The organism is Flavobacterium arcticum, from assembly GCF_003344925.1.
Taxonomy (GTDB): domain Bacteria; phylum Bacteroidota; class Bacteroidia; order Flavobacteriales; family Flavobacteriaceae; genus Flavobacterium; species Flavobacterium arcticum.
Map to the genome: position 1 here is coordinate 1,778,087 of NZ_CP031188.1, position 17,879 is coordinate 1,795,965.

Below are 17,879 nucleotides of genomic sequence, written 5' to 3' on the forward strand. Positions count from 1 at the left end.
AAAGACTGCCACGCTCCGTTGCACTGCACTCGCAATGACGGTGTATAGCATTATTTGAGTATTCTTATCTTCGAAATTGTTACTTTCGTTACAAATATCCTGTATTATGTTTTCTGAAATGATAGCGCATATGCGTAACTATATTACGCTTACTGAGGAAGAAGTAACATTGCTTACTACTGCATTAGAGATAAAAGAGGTAAAAAAGAAAGAACACTTGCTAAAAGCAGGTGAGGTATGCTGTGATAACTACTTTGTTCTCAATGGTTGTTTTCGGCTTTATCTTATAACCTGTAGGGGTGCAGAGCAAACAATACAATTTGGTATAGAAAACTGGTGGATAACCGACTATATGAGTTTGAGAGCGGGGAAACCATCGGGGTTTTACTTGCAAGCCACAGAAGACGCTAAGATAGTAGTGCTTAATAAGGACGTGCAAGAGGAATTGTTTGTAAAAATACCACAGCTAGAACGTTACTTTAGACTAGTGCTAGAAAGAGCTTACTCGGCACAACTTACCCGTATTCATTATATTTTTAGTTATACAGGAGAAAAACAGTATAGGGTAATGAACAGAGATTTTCCAGAGTTTGTAAAGCGTATACCACAGTATATGCTAGCTTCATTTTTGGGTATGACACCTGAGTTTTTAAGTAGGCTGAGAGCTAAGAAAAAGTAGTTTTATTTCTTGATCTAGTTTAAGTTTTTTATCATTACTGTGCGATACTTTTGCTTTATAAATAATAACAAAAGTATTTTTTATGGAAACAAGATTTAGATTACACGAAGTAAATCCAATGGCATGGAAAGCGGTATTGGATTTCGAGGGATATTTTGCCAAATCAGGGGTTACAAAAACACATAAGGAGCTTATAAAAATAAGGGCTTCACAAATTAATGGTTGTGCTTTTTGCTTAGATATGCACACTAAAGATGCTCGTGAAAATGGTGAAACAGAGCAACGTATTTATACTTTGAGTACTTGGAGAGATACTACTTTTTTTACACCAGAAGAAAGAGCTATTTTAGCCCTTACAGAGGAGGCAACAAATATTAGCGGCGGAGTATCTGACGAAGTTTATAATAACGCCGTTAGCTTGCTAGGAGAAGAATATATTGCAAAAGTATTAATGGATATTATTGTTATAAATAGTTGGAATAGGATTGCCATTACTACTAAAATAATGCCTAAATAAGTACTTCTTTAAGACATGTTGATGGTTTTTATAAATTCTTCCTTCGTCAGAATGACATAGATAGTTTGTCATTCTGACGAAGGAAGAATCTTTTAAACGTTTTCCAACTATTCCACTACCAGTTTCATCAAGTTACGGTTGTGTTCAGTATAGTTTTTAGAAAGGTATAGGTTGCGTGCGGTTTCGTTGTGCGGTTCAATTTCTAAGTAAATTATTTTAACCCCCAGTTTTTTTGTCTCGCTGTGAATAAAATCGAGCGTTTTTTTACCCAGCCCAAATCCTCGTGCCCCTGAACCGATAAACAGCTCATCTAAAAAAGCAATGCGCCCGCCATACTCGAAACTAAATACAAAAGTGAGTATAACATACCCTACAGGTTGCCCTTTTTGGACTATGAGCCATCCACTGCCCAGTGCATCATTCACAATAAATTCTTTCAACAGCCTTTTTGATTTCTCTATATCCATAGGGTAATTGTCAATACCGTAAAATTCTTGCATCATTCCGGTAACTACCTCAATGTCTTGTTGTGCTATGGGTTTAAATTCAGCCATTAGTCTGTTATTTTCTTCATTATAGTATCAACAGCCCCTCTATTCATATTTACAAACGTTCCGGCAATGTGTCCTTTTTCTGTGCGATAAGTATCGTCATAGGCAAGTAAGCTGAGTGCTTCTTCCATTTCGGCTTTATCTTTTACGGCTATACAACCACCCATTTGTACTAAGGCAACCGCCTCAGGGAATTTTTGGTGGTTGGGTCCTATAATTATAGGTACACCAAAAGCAGCGGGCTCTAATATATTGTGCAGTCCCGCTGTACCAAACCCACCACCCACGTAGGCAGCATCGGCATAGCTGTATATTTTGCCTAGTATACCAATGATATTAATGATGAACACATCATAGTCGGCTAAGCTTTTACCTTCCATTTCGGTAAATAGTACTGTTTTTTTGGTAATGCTGTTTTGTAATTCGCTAATATGATCGTTGCCAATGGTATGAGGTGCTATTATTAGTTTGGTGTTTTTTGAGTTGTTTATAAAATCGACAAACATAGCTTCGCCTTTTTGCCACGAACTCCCAAACACTATCGTGGTTTTCCCGTCGATGAATTCTTCGATAAAAGGTAGCGTGTTGTCACGTTCCAGTATTTCGCTTACGCGGTCATAGCGGGTGTCGCCACTTACGGTTACATTAGTAAAGCCTATATTTTGCAGTAGCTTTTTAGAGCTGTCATATTGTACAAATAAGTGGTTGAAGGCTTGTAATGCTTCACGGTAAAATCCGCCATACCATTTAAAGAAAACTTGCTTTTCACGAAACAGTCCGCTGATAAGGTAGGCTTCAATATTACGTTTTTTTATTTCGTTGAGGTAGTTAGGCCAAAACTCATATTTAATAAAGAATACCAGTTCAGGGTGTGTCAAGTCCATAAACTTTTTTGCTTTGGCTTTGGTGTCGAGCGGTAAATAGACGACTACATCGGCAGCTTTGGTGTTTTTTCGTACCTCATACCCCGATGGCGAAAAGAACGTCACAATTATTTTATGGTTAGGATGTTTTGCCTTTATTTTTTCCATTACGGGTAGTCCCTGCTCATATTCGCCTAATGATGCCGCATGAAACCACACGGTTTTATCGTTAGGCTGAATTTTTTCGGCGAGGGTATAAAAAACTGTTTTCCTGCCCGATACAAACAGTTTCATTTTCGGACTGAAAAGTGCTGCTATCTTTAGTATAGGAGCAGCTATATGGGTGAGTAAATTATACAGAAAAAACATAGGTATAGTATTGAGGTGCTAAAATACAGCAATTTTTTTTGCCTTACGGTTTAATGAAAACTACACTTTACACTTTATTTGGATTATAAGGGTTATTGAGTACTGCATTTCGCGTCATCTTTCATGCAATTCACGACATTTATTTTTTTATAATATTGATATACAGCAATTTTGGAGTGTAATTCAAAAACAACAAAAAATTAAACTACCTAATTATGAAAACAAAAATTACACTATTATTATTACTTGTTTATTGTGCCTTTTATGGACAGATACCAAGTGTAAACCCTACTTTTAAAGGTAATAAAGCACTCAATCCTTTTAATTTGAAAACAAATGGAGCAAGTTTTATTGAAAAAATTAATGATGATAGTATATCAAATGATGAAGACTTGATTAATCAAGACACTAAGGGGTATACAATAGCAGATTATTCTTACTATATTGACAGCTATACGTTAACTGTTGATAAGTATAGGGATTCTATTTCGGCATACGAAAAGAAGCGATTTGAAGTAGGTAAAGAAAGTGCAACTATATTAACAGACTCAATTAAGGCTAATCGAGCAAGACTAATTGCTTTAAGAGCTCATATTTCGAAATTAAGAAAAGAGAAAAATAAAAAGATTAGATTGTTTCCTTCATGGGATCAAAATAACAAGATGTATTTCTTTCAAGAGTTTTATGATGAAGATAATATTCATACAAATTACCTGAATAACGTTTCATTACTTTTTGATAATACTACAGTACAAAGTGAGTTGCTAAGTGATTATTTAGGTCCTTTTCGTTTAGCATTTGGTACGGTAATTAATGCAAACTCTGATAAAGATGATGAAGCTACAGAAGAAGATTCTTCAGAAATTACCAAAGAAGAACAACAGGATGAATTGCAGCGTATAATAAACGGTGGAGGTAATTTCTATTTAAATGCCCAATTACCAGTACACGCTTACACTAGTACTAATTTCTTAGAGATTATAAGTTTAAATGGTCGATTTTCTTCTGATATTGAAGGTGTTGGTAGTGATGTAGAAGCAACTGATGTAAAGTATGGTGTCAATGCATCGGCATATTTAGCACTTACTACCGACCAGAAAAAGTTTGGCTTTTTTGTAAATGCTGAATATGGGTGGATAAGTGGCACGAATAATTTTAGGGATGATTTTGGGCTGCAAAAAGTGTTTGATAAACCTGCTTTTTGGGGTAAAGTAGTTGTAGGTATTATGCTAAACAGTAAGGTTACTATCTCTATAACTTCAAAATCTATATCTAACTATGATAGTCTTTTATCTGATAAGGTTATGGTAGGAATACAATTATTAAATTAAACCAAAGTAAATATTTACTAATTTTAAATCTTTAAAAACTAAATAATTATGAAAAAAATGACAACGATTACTACAGTTAATCCAAAAGAGTATCTCAACAGGGGGAGTTCTAAAGATTTAATGTTAAGCATAGATAAAAAAAGTATTGATGTTGATTTGGTGATAAATGTCACTGATGCAGCTTTTAAGTATTCAGGACATAGTTATATTATTGAACAAAATGGTTTCAAAGGAATTGTTTTTGGTTATCATAAAGGCGATGGTGGAAACGATAGTGATACACAAGGGACGCCAGCTTCTATCTCTATGAATATTAAAACTACAATTCAAGATGATAAATTTGCTAATTGGGAAGAGGGAGAGGTAAGAATAATGATTATGAATGAAGGAGATAAAGATGAATTTGTAGCAATGAAGAAGTATTTCCAAACTTATTTAAATACGTTTGAGTATACAGAGGTTCAAGATATTGATTTTACAATTTTCAATATTTATTGGAACAGCAGAAATCAGGATTTTGAAGTGCTTTTTGATAACCCTATAAACCCAATTATACCTATTATACCAGGTCCTCGTTTTACGAAAGATGGTGGGGTATTAACGCTAAAATTTAGAAGATAGTTGACTAATATAAAAATAATACTATTGTTCTTTTTCTGTGCCATTAGTAATGGGCAGCAAGTAGATAGTTTTATTACCCAACCTATGGTTGATAATCCTAGTAAGACCATTGATAGTCTTGCTAGGATTACTTTAGTTACACCTTATGAGGCTGCAAAAAACTATTATATATTAGGTAAATGTCATGCTTATCTAAATCAAGAAGAAGTTGGTTTTGAATATTTTATACAATCAAAAAAAGCTTTTGAGGCATTGGGTAATGTACACTTTTCAAAACAAATTGCACTTGAAGCGCATAAAATAATATCTGCTCAAGAGTATTATGGAAATTATGGGAATACACTTTTTGAAGAGTATCAACACTATGCTGATAGTATCAATTCTCCATTACACAAAGCTTATGTTATTGCTGAGTTGGCAAAGGATGATTACTATACCTATGATGAAACGGGTGATGTTAAATATTTAGATAGGGCATATTCCCTTTTTAGAAAAGCGTTAAGATATGCTAATACAGCTGATAATAATTTAATAAAAGCAAAACTATATTCCAATATTGGTTCATTAAAAAACACAATGCATCAATGTGACTCAGCCCGCTTCTACCTTGATGAATCAAAAATATATATTGATGAAATAGATGATGCCTACGAAAACTATGGGTATTATCATAACTATGCGAATTCGTATTTTTTAGAGGAGAACTATCAAAAAGCAATACCTTATTTTTTAAAAGCTAAAGATGTAGTGCCGTATTACAAAGGTAAGGCTTTACGAAAGCTTTATAGTCAACTAGAAGAAGCCTATGACTATCTGGATAATGATATAGAAAGAAGAAAGTATCAAAGATTGCATGATTCTCTAGATAGAGTTATAAAAGATAGACTTCAAAATGTAAAAATGCATGAAACTACGGTTAAATATGATGTAGAAAAGAAAGACAAGAAAATAACTGCTTTAGAAAGAGCATTGTTGAGTTATAATAAGCATAGGGTAACCTATAGTGTAATATTGTTTTTAGTGTTTCTGTTGGCACTATACTCTTTTGTTCGTTGGAAAAAAGTAGATGTAAAACGTAAAAAAATAGAGCAGGAAAAGAAAGGCATCGAGTCAGAGCATATAAAGACCATTGAACAATTAGAAAAAGTAAAACAACTGGTAATTGAAGAACATATAGTTTTAAAGAATAAAGTAAAAATTCATGTTAGTGATTTAATGTATATAAAATCGGAGGATCATTACCTTAATTTTATACCTTTTGAAGGAAAAAAACAATTTATAAGAGGTAAAATTTCGGAAGTGTTAGAGGAACTTCCTCCTAATTTTGTAAAATGCCATAGGTCTTATATTGTTAATACCAATTATATAAAGACTACAAGTTCTAAGGGTATTATCTTAACCAATAATGAACAAATACCCGTTTCTAGAAATTTTAAACTATAAAAAACATTTGTTTTTTATGAGGTGTCAACCACTTTAGTTACCTATTTTTGTAGTAGCAATTTTATACTATACAATAATTGTTTTAGGGATATGAAAAAACTACAAATGGTTGACCTTAAAGGTCAGTATGATAAAATAAAAGATACTGTAAATGCTTCTATTCAGGAAGTGTTAGATAATACAGCTTATGTTAATGGACCAGAGGTTCATAAATTTCAAAAAAATCTTGAAGAATATCTTGGTGTAAAGCACGTAATACCATGTGCTAACGGAACGGATGCACTACAGATAGCTATGATGGGGTTAGATTTAAAACCAGGCGATGAGGTTATTACTGCCGATTTTACATTTGCAGCTACTGTAGAGGTTATTGCTTTACTACAACTTACCCCTGTATTAGTAGATGTAGAGCCAGATACGTTTAATATCTCGGTAGAAGCGATACGCAATGTGATAACACCAAAAACCAAAGCTATCGTGCCTGTACACTTGTTTGGGCAGGTTGCAGATATGGAGGATATTATGGCGCTTGCCGAAGAACATAACCTTTACGTAATAGAAGATAATGCACAAGCTATTGGTGCAAGTTATACATTTGCCGACGGAACTAAGAAAAAAGCAGGAGGTATTGGTCATGTAGCTTCAACTTCATTTTTCCCGTCTAAAAATTTAGGCTGTTATGGTGATGGTGGAGCAATATTTACTAATGACGATGAACTAGCCTACAAACTACGTGGTATAGTAAACCATGGTATGTATGAGCGTTATCATCATGATGTGGTAGGTGTAAATTCAAGACTAGATAGTGTACAGGCAGCAGTGTTAAACACTAAGTTACCTTTGCTGGACGAATATAATAAAGCCCGCCTTGCTGCTGCACATAAATATAGTGCTGCTTTTGCAGGGCATGCCGATATTGTGACACCATTAATAAAGGGAACTGATGATAGCCATGCATTTCATCAATATACATTGAGAATATTAAATGCCGATAGAAACGCACTAATGAAACACTTGCAAGATAAAGGGATTCCGTGTGCTATATACTACCCAATACCGTTACACAGCCAAAAAGCGTATGCTGATGCTAAATATAACGAAGACGATTTTGTAGTAACCAATCAAATGGTAAAAGAGGTGCTATCGTTACCAATGCATACCGAGCTAGATGACGAGCAAATAAAGTTTATAACGGATACTATTCTTGAGTTTTTAAGCGTTTAGTATGTTTGACTTAGTTGCTTTTTTATTGTTACAGTTTTCTATAAATCTCTTGATAAAGACATTTTCTAATAACTACTGGAAACAGTTATTTAGAAATTTGTCTTATCTTTTTTTTGTGATTCTAATGGCGGTATATCCGTTTATAGCAGCACAAAGGATGAACGAGAGTGGCAACGAAGGAATAAATTGTGGGGGATATCAATTTTCAATATTTACGTTTCTGTGGGTAACGGGCATACCAGCAGTATTATTATTACAATTTTTATTAAACAAATTTATACTTAAACCAACCAATAAAACTATCAATTAATGAAAGTACTTGTTACTGGCGGGCTTGGCTTTATAGGCTCGCACACTGTAGTCGAACTACAAAATGAAGGTTTTGAAGTAGTAATTATAGACGACCTTTCTAATTCATCTTTAGATGTGCTAGATGGTATAGTAGCTATAACAGGCAAAAAACCAGATTTTGAACAGATAGACCTTCGCGAGAAAGCATCGGTTCAGGAATTCTTTAAAAAACATAATGATGTTTCGGGTATAATACATTTTGCGGCATCAAAAGCAGTAGGAGAGAGTGTTCAGAACCCTTTACTTTATTATGAAAACAACTTAGGAACATTAGTTTACCTTTTGCAAGAGTTGCAAAATAAAGATAAAGCTCATTTTATTTTTAGCTCTTCTTGTACCGTTTATGGTCAGGCAGAAAAAATGCCTATAACAGAGGATGCACCAATACAAGTAGCGATGTCGCCTTATGGTAATACTAAACAAATAGGTGAAGAGATTATTACTGATACTACAAAAGTAACAGGTATTAATGCAATATTATTACGTTATTTTAATCCTGTAGGCTCGCATGAGTCTACCGAGATTGGGGAGCTGCCAAAAGGGACACCACAAAATTTAATACCATTTATTACGCAAACAGCGATAGGGTTAAGAGAGCAGTTATCTGTTTTTGGAGATGATTACCCAACGGCTGACGGTACGTGTATTCGTGATTATATTCATGTGGTAGATCTTGCTAAAGCACACGTTAAAGCCTTAAAAAGATTGGTGAATAATGAGAACGTTGATAAAGTAGAAACATTTAATTTAGGTACGGGTAAAGGAAACTCGGTACTTGAAGTTATTAATGCTTTTGAGAAAGTAAGCGGAAAAAAACTAAACTACAAAATTGTAGGTAGAAGAGAAGGTGATATAACCGAGGCTTATGCCAATACTACCAAAGCCAATGATGTACTGGGCTGGAAAGCTGAGTTGCCAATTGAAGAAGCATTAGCTTCGGCATGGAAATGGGAACAAAAGGTAAGAGGTAAATAAAATATACTTATATAGAAAAACAAAACTCGCATTATAAATGCGGGTTTTGTTTTTTATGGTATTTAGTCTGTTACGATGCCGAAGCCGTTTGAGCCTCTTTGTTTATTTTTTTGACTAAACCTTGCAGTACATTACCTGGTCCTGCTTCTGTAAATAGTGTAGCGCCATCGGCAATCATGTTTTGTACACTTTGTGTCCAGCGTACTGGTGCAGTAAGTTGTACAATTAAGTTTTCTTTAATTTCTTCAGGATTGATTACCGCTGTAGCAGTTACATTTTGATATATAGGGCATATTGGTTTTGAAAAAGTAGTTGCCGCTATAGCATCGGCTAGTTTTTCGCGTGCAGGCTCCATCATTGGCGAGTGGAAGGCGCCACCTACAGGTAAAAGTAACGCTCTTCTTGCACCAGCTATTTTTAAGGCTTCGCAGGCACGTTCTACAGCAGGAGTTTCGCCAGAGATTACTAATTGCCCTGGACAGTTATAGTTAGCAGCGACTACTATCCCTTCTGTTCTTTCACATATTTCTTCTACTATCTTATCTTCAAGTCCTAAAACGGCCGCCATGGTAGAGGGTGCTATTTCACAAGCTTTTTGCATTGCTATTGCTCTTTTAGAAACTAGGTTTAATCCGTCTTCAAAAGTTAATGCTCCCGCAGCTACTAATGCAGAAAATTCTCCTAGTGAGTGTCCTGCTACCATATCAGGTTTAAAATCGGCTCCTAATGTTTTTGCGAGTATTACAGAGTGTAAAAATACTGCAGGTTGGGTTACTTTAGTCTCTTTTAATTCATCAGCAGTACCTTCAAACATAATATCGGTAATGCGGAAACCAAGAATTTCATTCGCTTTTTCAAATAAAGCTTTTGCCTCATCAGATTTCTCATATAGTTCTTTGCCCATTCCAGTAAATTGGGCTCCTTGCCCAGGAAATACATATGCTTTCATATTTTGTTTCAGTTTGATTTGCTGTAGCAAAAATAACTAATTTTATAGCAGTAACAACTTTTAGACTTTTTTGTAACAATATGGTACTTTTATATACCTATAAGTAAACAATAGTTTCATGAAAAAATCTTTATCTATAATAATTCTTACTGCTTTAGCTTTTTTAATATTTTATTTCGGTCATCCTGTTATTAACTATGGCTTTATAGGGGTTCCGTTTGCCTTATTATTGCTTATTATTACGGGTATTTTCTTAACTACACGTGTAGAGACCAAAAATAATAAAGCTAATTTTAGATTTACTAGAATACACCGTCTGTTATGGTCTGTTGTGCTTTTGCTTATAGCATATGTTACTTTAGCACCACTAATAACGAGTTCGGCTATGTTTCATAACCAAGCCTATAGAGAGCTTATAGGTGAGGTAAAAGATGGTAAAGAAATATCTAATCACATTGCACCATTGGCAATAAACAAAGTGCGTGTGGTAGATGAAAGGCTTGCTTATCTTTTGGGAGAAAAAATATTAGGATCTGACCCTGCTTTGGGTAGTAAAGCAACCTTAGGGCATTTTACAATTCAAAAAGTAGGCGACGAGCTGTACTGGGTTGCACCACTATTGCATACTGGTTTTTTTAAATGGCTTAATAATAGTGAGGGTACAGATGGTTATGTGCTTGTTTCGGCTACTAATGAGCGTGATGTGCAGTTAGTACAATCGATTAACGGAAAACCATTAAAAATTAAATATCAAAGTGAAGCTTTTTTTATGAGCCAAATGGAACGCTATCTTTACTTTAATGGCTATGCAACTACAGGTCTTGAAGATTATACCTTTGAGATTGATGACGATGGTAACCCGTACTGGGTAGTAACTAAATATAAGAAAGAAATAGGCTTTGGCGGTAATAATGCTGTGGGAGTAGTAGTGCTGGATGCACAAACGGGAGCGATACAAGAGTATAGTGTAAGTGAAACTCCTGATTGGGTAGATAGAATACAACCACAAAATTTTATAGAAGATCAATTAAACGATTGGGGAGAATATGTACATGGATATTGGAACTTTGCTAACGAAAACAAATTACAAATTACCGAAGGACTTACACTAGTATATGGCGAAAATGGACGACCATATTGGTATACGGGGCTTACATCGGTAGGTAAAGATGAGTCGGCAGTAGGATTTGTACTTGTAGATACCCGTACTAAAGAGACAACTTATTATCATCAGGGTGGTGCAACGGAATATGCTGCACGAAGATCTGCAGAAGGCAAAGTTCAAGAGAAAGGCTACAATGCATCTATGCCAGTGCCTTATACTATAAATAACATTCCTACTTATGTAATGACATTAAAAGATGGTGGCGGGCTAGTAAAGATGTATGCTATGGTAGCTATAACCGATTATACTATAGTAGGAGTGGGTAACACTATGAACGAAGCTATGATGGCATTTAAAAACGTATATAACATGACGGGTAATAGTATTGATCCTAATGCCATTAGTGATAAAAACACGCTTACTACTGTTGTGCAACGTATACAGAGCGATATTAAAAGTGGTAATAGCTTTTATTATTTTACAGTTGATGGTTCGGCAAAAATATTTATAGGGTCGTCGCAACTCTCTAATGAGTTACCTATTACCCAAGTAGGAGATAGTATAGATATTTCGTTTGATACTGATGCAGAGCAAGTAATTAATGTTTCAACGTTTGATAATCTTAATCTAGGGAGTAAGAAGTAAAAAAGATAAAAAACTAATATAAAAGCGCAACCTAGATGGTTGCGCTTTTTATTTATAATTGTCAGTTTTATACTGATTGATAATAATATCGAAATATTCAGTATTATACATTGGCATCATAGAGTAGAAGAAATCTTTTCGTGCTTTGGGTACTATAGGTATAGTAACAATATGTAAATCTTTTTCTAATATTTTCCATATCATTTCTGTACAGTAAAGTTTCTCTTCGTCGTCATAATCTCCATGATGGTCAAAGGGCACTTTACGCTCTAAATAATAATTTGCTCTTTTGGCAATATTTTTACCACAAATAGTATCTGTACTTTTTATACGTGTCACTATTATTTTATGTGGAGCAGAATATAGAAGAAAGTCACTTAAGGGTTGTTTTTGTACTCCGTCGATATCGCTCACATCAGATGAAAGAGAGTGTATTACAAATAGCGAATCGTTTTGTTTTATAATAATGCCTGCATGAGTAACATCAATATCGCCATCATTTAAGTTTTTAGAAATGTAGTCACTAAAAAATCCAAAACCTTTTCGCAATATAAAGTCTCCTTCTTTAATAAGTTTGAGTTCGTCTTTATTGAGGCGTGTTACAGTCTTATTTTTTGTTTGTCCTCTAACCTCAGATTGATGATCAAAATAGAAAAACAGTTTATAACTACCAGCAAGCAAACAAAAAAGCAATATCAAAATAAAAAATAGTTTTTTCATCTGATATTGCTTTTATAGAATAAGTTGGTACTAATTTATAGATTGCCTCTGTAATTAGTTTTCTTTTTTCATACTTTCTTTATCGATACTTACCTTCCAGTCGCCGTCTATTTTTTTAAGTGTGATTTCTTTCTCAGCAGTATCTTCGGCTGTTTGCCCTTCTTCAATTTTTTTGTATTTTACTGTAGCTCTATCACCTTCTTCATTAACTTCAGATGAAAGAATTTCAATTTTTACATTTTGTTCTTTCATGTCCTCTACCTTATCTTTAGCCATGTTTTCTGCCATGCCTATAAGTGCAGCAGTACTATCATCGCAGTACTCTTTTGCTTTACCAAACTCGCCTTCATTAGTAAGTTCTAGAAATTTTTTGGCTACACCTTCAGGACCGTTGCCTGAACAAGAAACTAGCATAGTCATTGATAATAGTGCTACAAATAGCATTAAAGGATTTCTTTTGTAAATGTTTTTTTTCATAATTAATTAATTGTTACTGTTTGGGGTAAAAATAGTATTTTTTATAAACAAACAAATACTTGCTGTAAATAATTTTAACCAAATGTATAGCTTTTTTCCTATATTATTAGATGTTTTCTTAAATGTTATTTTTTAATCGCGCAGGAATACTATCTTTTTTTCGTCTAAACTATTTAGACTTTAAAAATGAAATAAAATGAAAAGAATAACATTACTACTGTTATTATTAAGCTCATGCATTATGTTTGGGCAAGGTTTGTATGATTTAAACACTATACAGGTGATAGAAATTACTTTTGCCGAAAGTAATTGGGATGCTTTGTTAGATGCTGCCGAACCTTCGGACGATTATATTTCGGCAGAATCTGTATCTATTAACGGCACAGCATTTACAAATGTTGGAGTGAAATATAAAGGGAATAGCTCTTATAATGCTAATCAAGTTAAAAACCCTTTTCATATTGAGCTAGATACCTATGTAGATCAAGACTATGAGGGGTATACAGATATAAAATTAAGCAATGTTATTTTTGACCCATCATTTGTAAGAGAGGCATTGGCTTATAAAATATTACAAGATTACATGGATGCTCCTTTAGCAAATTTTGCAAAAGTATATGTTAACGGAAGTTACATAGGGCTTTACACTAATGTAGAATCTATATCTAAAAAATTTGTTGATAATCGTTTTGGTTCTAAAACAAATGCTTTTTTTAGTTGTAGCCCCCCAGGTGGAGCTGGTCCTAGTTCTACTAATTTACCTACTTTACAATATCTAGGTACTAATAGTGCTAGTTATGAATCGGCATATGAAATGAAATCTGATGAAGGGTGGGATGATTTAATTAATTTAACAAGTATATTGTCTACAACAACATCAACCAATACTTCAGAGATAGAAAGTGTTCTAGATGTAGACAGGGCTTTGTGGATGCTTGCTTTCGATAATGTTATTGTAAATATAGATAGTTATATAGGTCAGTTTAAGCAAAATTACTATCTGTATAAATCAGATAATGGTCAGTTTAACCCTATAGTATGGGATTTAAATATGAGTTTTGGAGTGTTTGGTATGACAGGAACAACCAATTTGAACTCTACAACACAAAAGAAACAATTATCTCATTTATTACATTCTACAGAATCAACTTGGCCTTTAGTACAAAAACTATTAGCTGTTCCTACTTATAAGAAAAAATATTTAGCGCACTATAAAACTATTTTAAATGAAGTAGTTTCTAGCGGAAGTTATTTAACAGACGCACAAGCAATGCAAGCTTTAATAAGTGCTGATGTGGCTACTGATTCTAATAAATTTAATTATCAATCTAATATTACTACAAATTTATCAACAGATGTTTCTGTAGACATGAATACTGCTCCAGGGTTAAGTAACCTTATGGGAGGTAGAGATACTTATCTGTCAGCCTTGTCAGATTTTACTGCTACACAGCCAAGTATATCGAATGTTACCGAATCAGAATCTAGTCCGCAAGTTGGTAGTACAGTTTCAATAACTGCAACAATTACTAATACAAATTCTGATGTAGTATATTTAGGCTATCGTTCTAATACACTTGAAATTTTTAATAAAGTATTAATGTACGATGACGGGGCGCATGATGACGGTGCTGCTGGAGATAATGTATATGGTGCTTTTATAACAGTTAGCAACGCAGCTTTTCAATATTATATCTACGCCGAAAATGACAATATAGGTAAGTTTTCTCCAGAAAGAGCAGAGCATGAATTTTATAGTATTAATGCATCATATCCCACTATTAATGCAGGGGAACTAGTTGTAAATGAAATAATGGCATCTAACTCAACGACTGCCGCAGATGATAATGGCGATTATGATGATTGGTTTGAATTATATAACAATACAGCAAATACTTTAAGTCTAGACAATTTGTATGCAACTGATTCGGAAACAAATTTATTGAAATGGCAATTTCCTACAGGAACAACAATTGAACCTTATTCTTATTTAATTGTTTGGGCTGATGAAGATCTAGATGATGAAGGTTTACATGCTGATTTTAAATTCTCTGCAGGGGGAGAAAACTGTGTTTTATCTTACCCTGATGGAACTATTGTAGATTCGGTTACTTTTGGAGAACAAACAACTGATATGGGGTATGCTAGAGTTCCTAACGGAACAGGAGATTTTGTCATACAATCGCCAACATTTAATGCTAATAATGAAGAGGTGTTAAGTGTGGGGCAATTTGATGGTTTTAATTCAGAATTAAAAATATACCCTAACCCAACCACAGGTTTACTTAATGTGTCTAACGATAAGTTTTTAATAGAAAGTGTTCAAATAGTTACTATGCAAGGACAAGTCTTGTTTCAAAATAATTATTCAAACCAAAATACAATTAAGGTAGATTTATCAGGTTTTTCAAACGGAATATATTTGATAAAAATAAATAATACTACTAGTCTTAAGGTAATTAAAAAATAGTCAATAATTAAAAGATTAGATTACTTACTTCGTTAATCGAAACGGTAAGTTGACTTTCTTAAATAAAAACCCCAAAAGGTAAATACTTTTGGGGTTTTATAATATAATAATTAGCTTATTACTTTAACTAATGCAGCAGCTTTTTTTGCTTTCTCTACTATGGTTTCTATAGGGGTGTTTAAGCTATCATGAGTTAAAGCTACTCCCATACGTCGGTAGGGTCGCGATGTTGGTTTTCCAAATATCCTGAAATCTGTTTTAGGTAATGCAGCAATGACTTCAAAACCTGTATAACTTGGGTTGTTACTGTTTTCTGATGCTGCTATTACAGCACTTGCACCTACTTTTTCTAATGTAATTTCGGCTATAGGTAAGCTCAATATGGCACGTAAGTGCAACTCAAATTCATTAAAATTTTGTGTACCGGCAAGCGTTACCATACCCGTATCATGTGGTCTTGGTGATAATTCAGAGAAATAGACACCTTCATTTGTAAGGAAAAATTCTACCCCAAAAATACCTGCACCACCAAGGGCTTCGGTTACTTTACGAGCCATGTCTTGTGCTTCCTTCATATCTGTATCAGATACTCTTGCAGGTTGCCAACTTTCTTGATAATCTCCACGTTCTTGCCTGTGTCCAATAGGAGCGCAAAAAAGCGTAGGGTTGTTGTTTTGGGTAACGGTAAGTAGTGTGATTTCTGAGTGGAAGTTTACAAAAGCTTCTACAATTACTTCTACCACATCACCACGCGAACCCTCTACAGCATAGTTCCATGCTTTTTCAATATCAGCTTCAATCTTAATGGTAGATTGTCCTTTGCCAGACGATGACATTAGTGGTTTTACCACACATGGCATCCCTACTGTTGCTACAGCATCTTGTAGCTCTTGTGCTGAGGTTGCGTAGCGGTAGTTAGCTGTACGCAAGCCTAAATCTTTAGCAGCAAGGTCGCGTATTGCTTTACGATTCATAGTAAAGTTGGCTGCCTTAGCCGATGGTACTACTGTTATGCCTTGTTTTTCATAGTCATAAAAGCGTTCAGTGCGAATGGCTTCTATTTCAGGAACAATAAAATCAGGCTGATGTTTTGCCACTATAGCGTCCAGAGCTTCTCCGTCAAGCATATTAATAACTTCAAAACCGTGTGCTACCTGCATAGCGGGTGCATTTTCATAACTATCTACGGCTATAACGGTTTGCCCTATGCGCTGTGCAGCAATTACAAATTCTTTACCCAGTTCGCCCGAGCCTAATAAAAGTATCTTTTTGTTCATTGTGTTGTTGTTGTGTGGAAGCAAAAATACAAAGTTTTTAGCTGTTATGATTTTATTCGAGAGTAGTAAGGGTATAAAAACAAAAAATCCCGCCGAAGCGGGATTATATTATAATATACTTTAATTTAAGATACAGCCTCTTTTATTCTTCGTAAAGCCTCTGTAAGTAATTCTTCGCTGGTAGCGTAAGAGAAACGAATACAGTGTGGGTTACCAAAAGCTTCACCTGTTACAGTAGCTACATTGGCATGCTCTAATAAGAACATCGAGAAGTCATCTGCATTTTTAATTTCTACTCCTTTTAGCGTTTTACCAAAGTATGCAGAAATATCTGGGAATACATAAAAAGCCCCTTCAGGAACATTGTTTTTAAAACCTGGTATATCATTCATCAGACTAATAACAAGGTCACGACGCTTATGGAAAGCATCAACCATATGTTTTAATACTTTTGGGTCGGCATCTACAGCAGCAATAGTAGCGCGCTGTGCAATACTGTTAGCACCACTAGTAACCTGCCCTTGTATTTTTGTACATGCTTTAGCTATAAATTCTGGAGCACCTATGTAACCAATACGCCAGCCTGTCATCGCAAATGCTTTCGCTACACCATTAACTGTTATTGTTTTATCGAGCATACCTGGTATTGAACCGATACTGCAATAATCTCCTGCGAAATTAATGTGCTCATATATTTCATCTGATACCGCATAGATATCATGTTTTTTCAAGACCTCGGCAAGTGCAGTAAGCTCTGTTTTGCTGTATATAGAGCCACTTGGGTTACATGGCGAGCTAAACCACATCATTTTTGTTTTTGGTGTAATGGCTGCTTCCAGTTGCTCAGCAGTCATTTTAAAATCAGTATCTATAGATGTAGGTACTACCACGGGTACACCGCCAGATAGTTTTATAATTTCGTAATAACTAACCCAGTATGGTGCAGGTAGTATTACCTCGTCACCATCGTTAAGCATTACTTGAGCAATATTGTATAATGATTGTTTTGCTCCTGTAGATACTACAATTTGCGATGATTTATAATCAAGATTATTATCTCGTTTAAATTTTCGGCAAATAGCCTCTTTAAGCTCTACATAACCATCTACAGGTGTGTAACTACTGTAGTTTTCGTCAATAGCCTTTTTGGCTGCTTCTTTAATAAAGTCGGGTGTGTTAAAATCGGGCTCACCCAAACTTAAACTGATAATATCTTTCCCTTCTGCTTTTAATTCTCTGGCTTTGGCAGCCATAGCAAGGGTTTGTGATGTAGATAGGTTGTTAATTCTGTCAGAAAGCACATTCATTGTTA

16 protein-coding genes are annotated in these 17,879 nt (G+C 34.6%); 9 read left to right on the top strand and 7 right to left on the bottom strand.

Features of this window, described 5'->3' with window-relative positions; genetic code table 11:
• Positions 1 to 106 precede the first annotated feature (106 nt).
• Complete coding sequence (locus tag DVK85_RS08025; RefSeq protein WP_114677946.1) at positions 107 to 679, top strand: Crp/Fnr family transcriptional regulator; 573 nt, start codon at positions 107 to 109, stop codon at positions 677 to 679.
• Positions 680 to 761: 82 nt separating this feature from the next.
• Entirely contained in the window at positions 762 to 1,196 is a 435-nt protein-coding gene (locus DVK85_RS08030) for a carboxymuconolactone decarboxylase family protein (protein ID WP_114677947.1), read from the top strand.
• 107 nt (positions 1,197 to 1,303) lie between these two features.
• Here DVK85_RS08030 and DVK85_RS08035 read toward each other — a convergent pair whose 3' ends face one another.
• Together DVK85_RS08035 and DVK85_RS08040 are read right to left on the bottom strand one after the other, a co-directional pair.
• A complete protein-coding gene (locus tag DVK85_RS08035) occupies positions 1,304 to 1,750 on the bottom strand; it encodes a GNAT family N-acetyltransferase (protein ID WP_240339608.1) in 447 nt (148 codons plus the stop codon).
• Positions 1,750 to 2,979, bottom strand: coding sequence for a 3-deoxy-D-manno-octulosonic acid transferase (locus tag DVK85_RS08040; protein WP_114677948.1), 1,230 nt, complete (start codon positions 2,977 to 2,979; stop codon positions 1,750 to 1,752). The genes DVK85_RS08035 and DVK85_RS08040 overlap by 1 nt, the downstream gene beginning before the upstream one ends.
• A 215-nt stretch (positions 2,980 to 3,194) precedes the next feature.
• Here DVK85_RS08040 and DVK85_RS08045 point away from each other — a divergent pair, with 215 nt between their 5' ends.
• The 5 genes from DVK85_RS08045 (at position 3,195) to galE (ending at position 8,924) form a co-directional block, all read left to right on the top strand.
• Positions 3,195 to 4,310 carry a hypothetical protein gene (locus DVK85_RS08045; protein WP_114677949.1) on the top strand — a complete coding sequence of 372 codons (1,116 nt, stop codon included), beginning with the start codon at positions 3,195 to 3,197 and terminating at the stop codon, positions 4,308 to 4,310.
• Positions 4,311 to 4,358: 48 nt separating this feature from the next.
• Positions 4,359 to 4,931, top strand: a complete 573-nt coding sequence (locus DVK85_RS08050; RefSeq protein WP_114677950.1) for a hypothetical protein — start codon at positions 4,359 to 4,361, stop codon at positions 4,929 to 4,931.
• Positions 4,932 to 6,374: a LytTR family DNA-binding domain-containing protein gene (locus DVK85_RS08055; protein WP_114677951.1), complete on the top strand. Its 1,443-nt coding sequence runs from the start codon at positions 4,932 to 4,934 to the stop codon at positions 6,372 to 6,374. It begins immediately after the preceding gene.
• A gap of 90 nt (positions 6,375 to 6,464) precedes the next feature.
• Positions 6,465 to 7,598 (top strand): DegT/DnrJ/EryC1/StrS family aminotransferase, encoded by a 1,134-nt coding sequence (locus DVK85_RS08060; RefSeq protein WP_114677952.1) that lies wholly within the window; start codon positions 6,465 to 6,467, stop codon positions 7,596 to 7,598.
• Between the two features lie 309 nt (positions 7,599 to 7,907).
• Positions 7,908 to 8,924, top strand: coding sequence for a UDP-glucose 4-epimerase GalE (gene galE / locus DVK85_RS08070; protein ID WP_114677954.1), 1,017 nt, complete (start codon positions 7,908 to 7,910; stop codon positions 8,922 to 8,924).
• 70 nt (positions 8,925 to 8,994) lie between these two features.
• Here the strand turns inward: galE and fabD are convergent, their stop codons facing one another.
• Positions 8,995 to 9,873, bottom strand: coding sequence for an ACP S-malonyltransferase (gene fabD, locus DVK85_RS08075; RefSeq protein ID WP_114677955.1), 879 nt, complete (start codon positions 9,871 to 9,873; stop codon positions 8,995 to 8,997).
• 118 nt (positions 9,874 to 9,991) lie between these two features.
• On the opposite strand from fabD, the gene DVK85_RS08080 reads away from it, so the two are divergent.
• The gene (locus DVK85_RS08080) at positions 9,992 to 11,623 is read left to right on the top strand and encodes a hypothetical protein (protein WP_114677956.1); all 1,632 of its coding nucleotides are present in this window, start codon (positions 9,992 to 9,994) and stop codon (positions 11,621 to 11,623) included.
• Between the two features lie 48 nt (positions 11,624 to 11,671).
• Here DVK85_RS08080 and DVK85_RS08085 read toward each other — a convergent pair whose 3' ends face one another.
• A complete protein-coding gene (locus DVK85_RS08085; protein ID WP_114677957.1) occupies positions 11,672 to 12,343 on the bottom strand; it encodes a YiiX/YebB-like N1pC/P60 family cysteine hydrolase in 672 nt (223 codons plus the stop codon).
• Between the two features lie 54 nt (positions 12,344 to 12,397).
• Positions 12,398 to 12,820, bottom strand: a complete 423-nt coding sequence (locus tag DVK85_RS08090) for a nuclear transport factor 2 family protein (protein WP_114677958.1) — start codon at positions 12,818 to 12,820, stop codon at positions 12,398 to 12,400.
• 196 nt (positions 12,821 to 13,016) lie between these two features.
• Between DVK85_RS08090 and DVK85_RS08095 the strand changes: the two genes are divergently transcribed.
• Positions 13,017 to 15,290, top strand: coding sequence for a CotH kinase family protein (locus DVK85_RS08095; RefSeq protein WP_114677959.1), 2,274 nt, complete (start codon positions 13,017 to 13,019; stop codon positions 15,288 to 15,290).
• A gap of 110 nt (positions 15,291 to 15,400) precedes the next feature.
• Here the strand turns inward: DVK85_RS08095 and purT are convergent, their stop codons facing one another.
• Both purT and DVK85_RS08105 read right to left on the bottom strand, forming a co-directional pair.
• Positions 15,401 to 16,567: a formate-dependent phosphoribosylglycinamide formyltransferase gene (purT, locus tag DVK85_RS08100; RefSeq protein ID WP_114677960.1), complete on the bottom strand. Its 1,167-nt coding sequence runs from the start codon at positions 16,565 to 16,567 to the stop codon at positions 15,401 to 15,403.
• 125 nt (positions 16,568 to 16,692) lie between these two features.
• Positions 16,693 to 17,874 (bottom strand): pyridoxal phosphate-dependent aminotransferase, encoded by a 1,182-nt coding sequence (locus DVK85_RS08105; protein ID WP_114677961.1) that lies wholly within the window; start codon positions 17,872 to 17,874, stop codon positions 16,693 to 16,695.
• Positions 17,875 to 17,879: the final 5 nt, after the last annotated feature.

Coding starts and splice junctions, on each gene's coding strand:
- DVK85_RS08060 (WP_114677952.1), top strand. CDS start 6,465: ATGAAAAAACTACAAATGGTTGACCTTAAAGGTCAGTATGATAAAATA.
- DVK85_RS08090 (WP_114677958.1), bottom strand. CDS start 12,820: ATGAAAAAAAACATTTACAAAAGAAATCCTTTAATGCTATTTGTAGCA.
- DVK85_RS08045 (WP_114677949.1), top strand. CDS start 3,195: ATGAAAACAAAAATTACACTATTATTATTACTTGTTTATTGTGCCTTT.
- DVK85_RS08050 (WP_114677950.1), top strand. CDS start 4,359: ATGAAAAAAATGACAACGATTACTACAGTTAATCCAAAAGAGTATCTC.
- DVK85_RS08095 (WP_114677959.1), top strand. CDS start 13,017: ATGAAAAGAATAACATTACTACTGTTATTATTAAGCTCATGCATTATG.
- galE (WP_114677954.1), top strand. CDS start 7,908: ATGAAAGTACTTGTTACTGGCGGGCTTGGCTTTATAGGCTCGCACACT.
- fabD (WP_114677955.1), bottom strand. CDS start 9,873: ATGAAAGCATATGTATTTCCTGGGCAAGGAGCCCAATTTACTGGAATG.
- DVK85_RS08085 (WP_114677957.1), bottom strand. CDS start 12,343: ATGAAAAAACTATTTTTTATTTTGATATTGCTTTTTTGTTTGCTTGCT.
- DVK85_RS08030 (WP_114677947.1), top strand. CDS start 762: ATGGAAACAAGATTTAGATTACACGAAGTAAATCCAATGGCATGGAAA.
- DVK85_RS08105 (WP_114677961.1), bottom strand. CDS start 17,874: ATGAATGTGCTTTCTGACAGAATTAACAACCTATCTACATCACAAACC.
- DVK85_RS08035 (WP_240339608.1), bottom strand. CDS start 1,750: ATGGCTGAATTTAAACCCATAGCACAACAAGACATTGAGGTAGTTACC.
- purT (WP_114677960.1), bottom strand. CDS start 16,567: ATGAACAAAAAGATACTTTTATTAGGCTCGGGCGAACTGGGTAAAGAA.
- DVK85_RS08025 (WP_114677946.1), top strand. CDS start 107: ATGTTTTCTGAAATGATAGCGCATATGCGTAACTATATTACGCTTACT.
- DVK85_RS08080 (WP_114677956.1), top strand. CDS start 9,992: ATGAAAAAATCTTTATCTATAATAATTCTTACTGCTTTAGCTTTTTTA.
- DVK85_RS08040 (WP_114677948.1), bottom strand. CDS start 2,979: ATGTTTTTTCTGTATAATTTACTCACCCATATAGCTGCTCCTATACTA.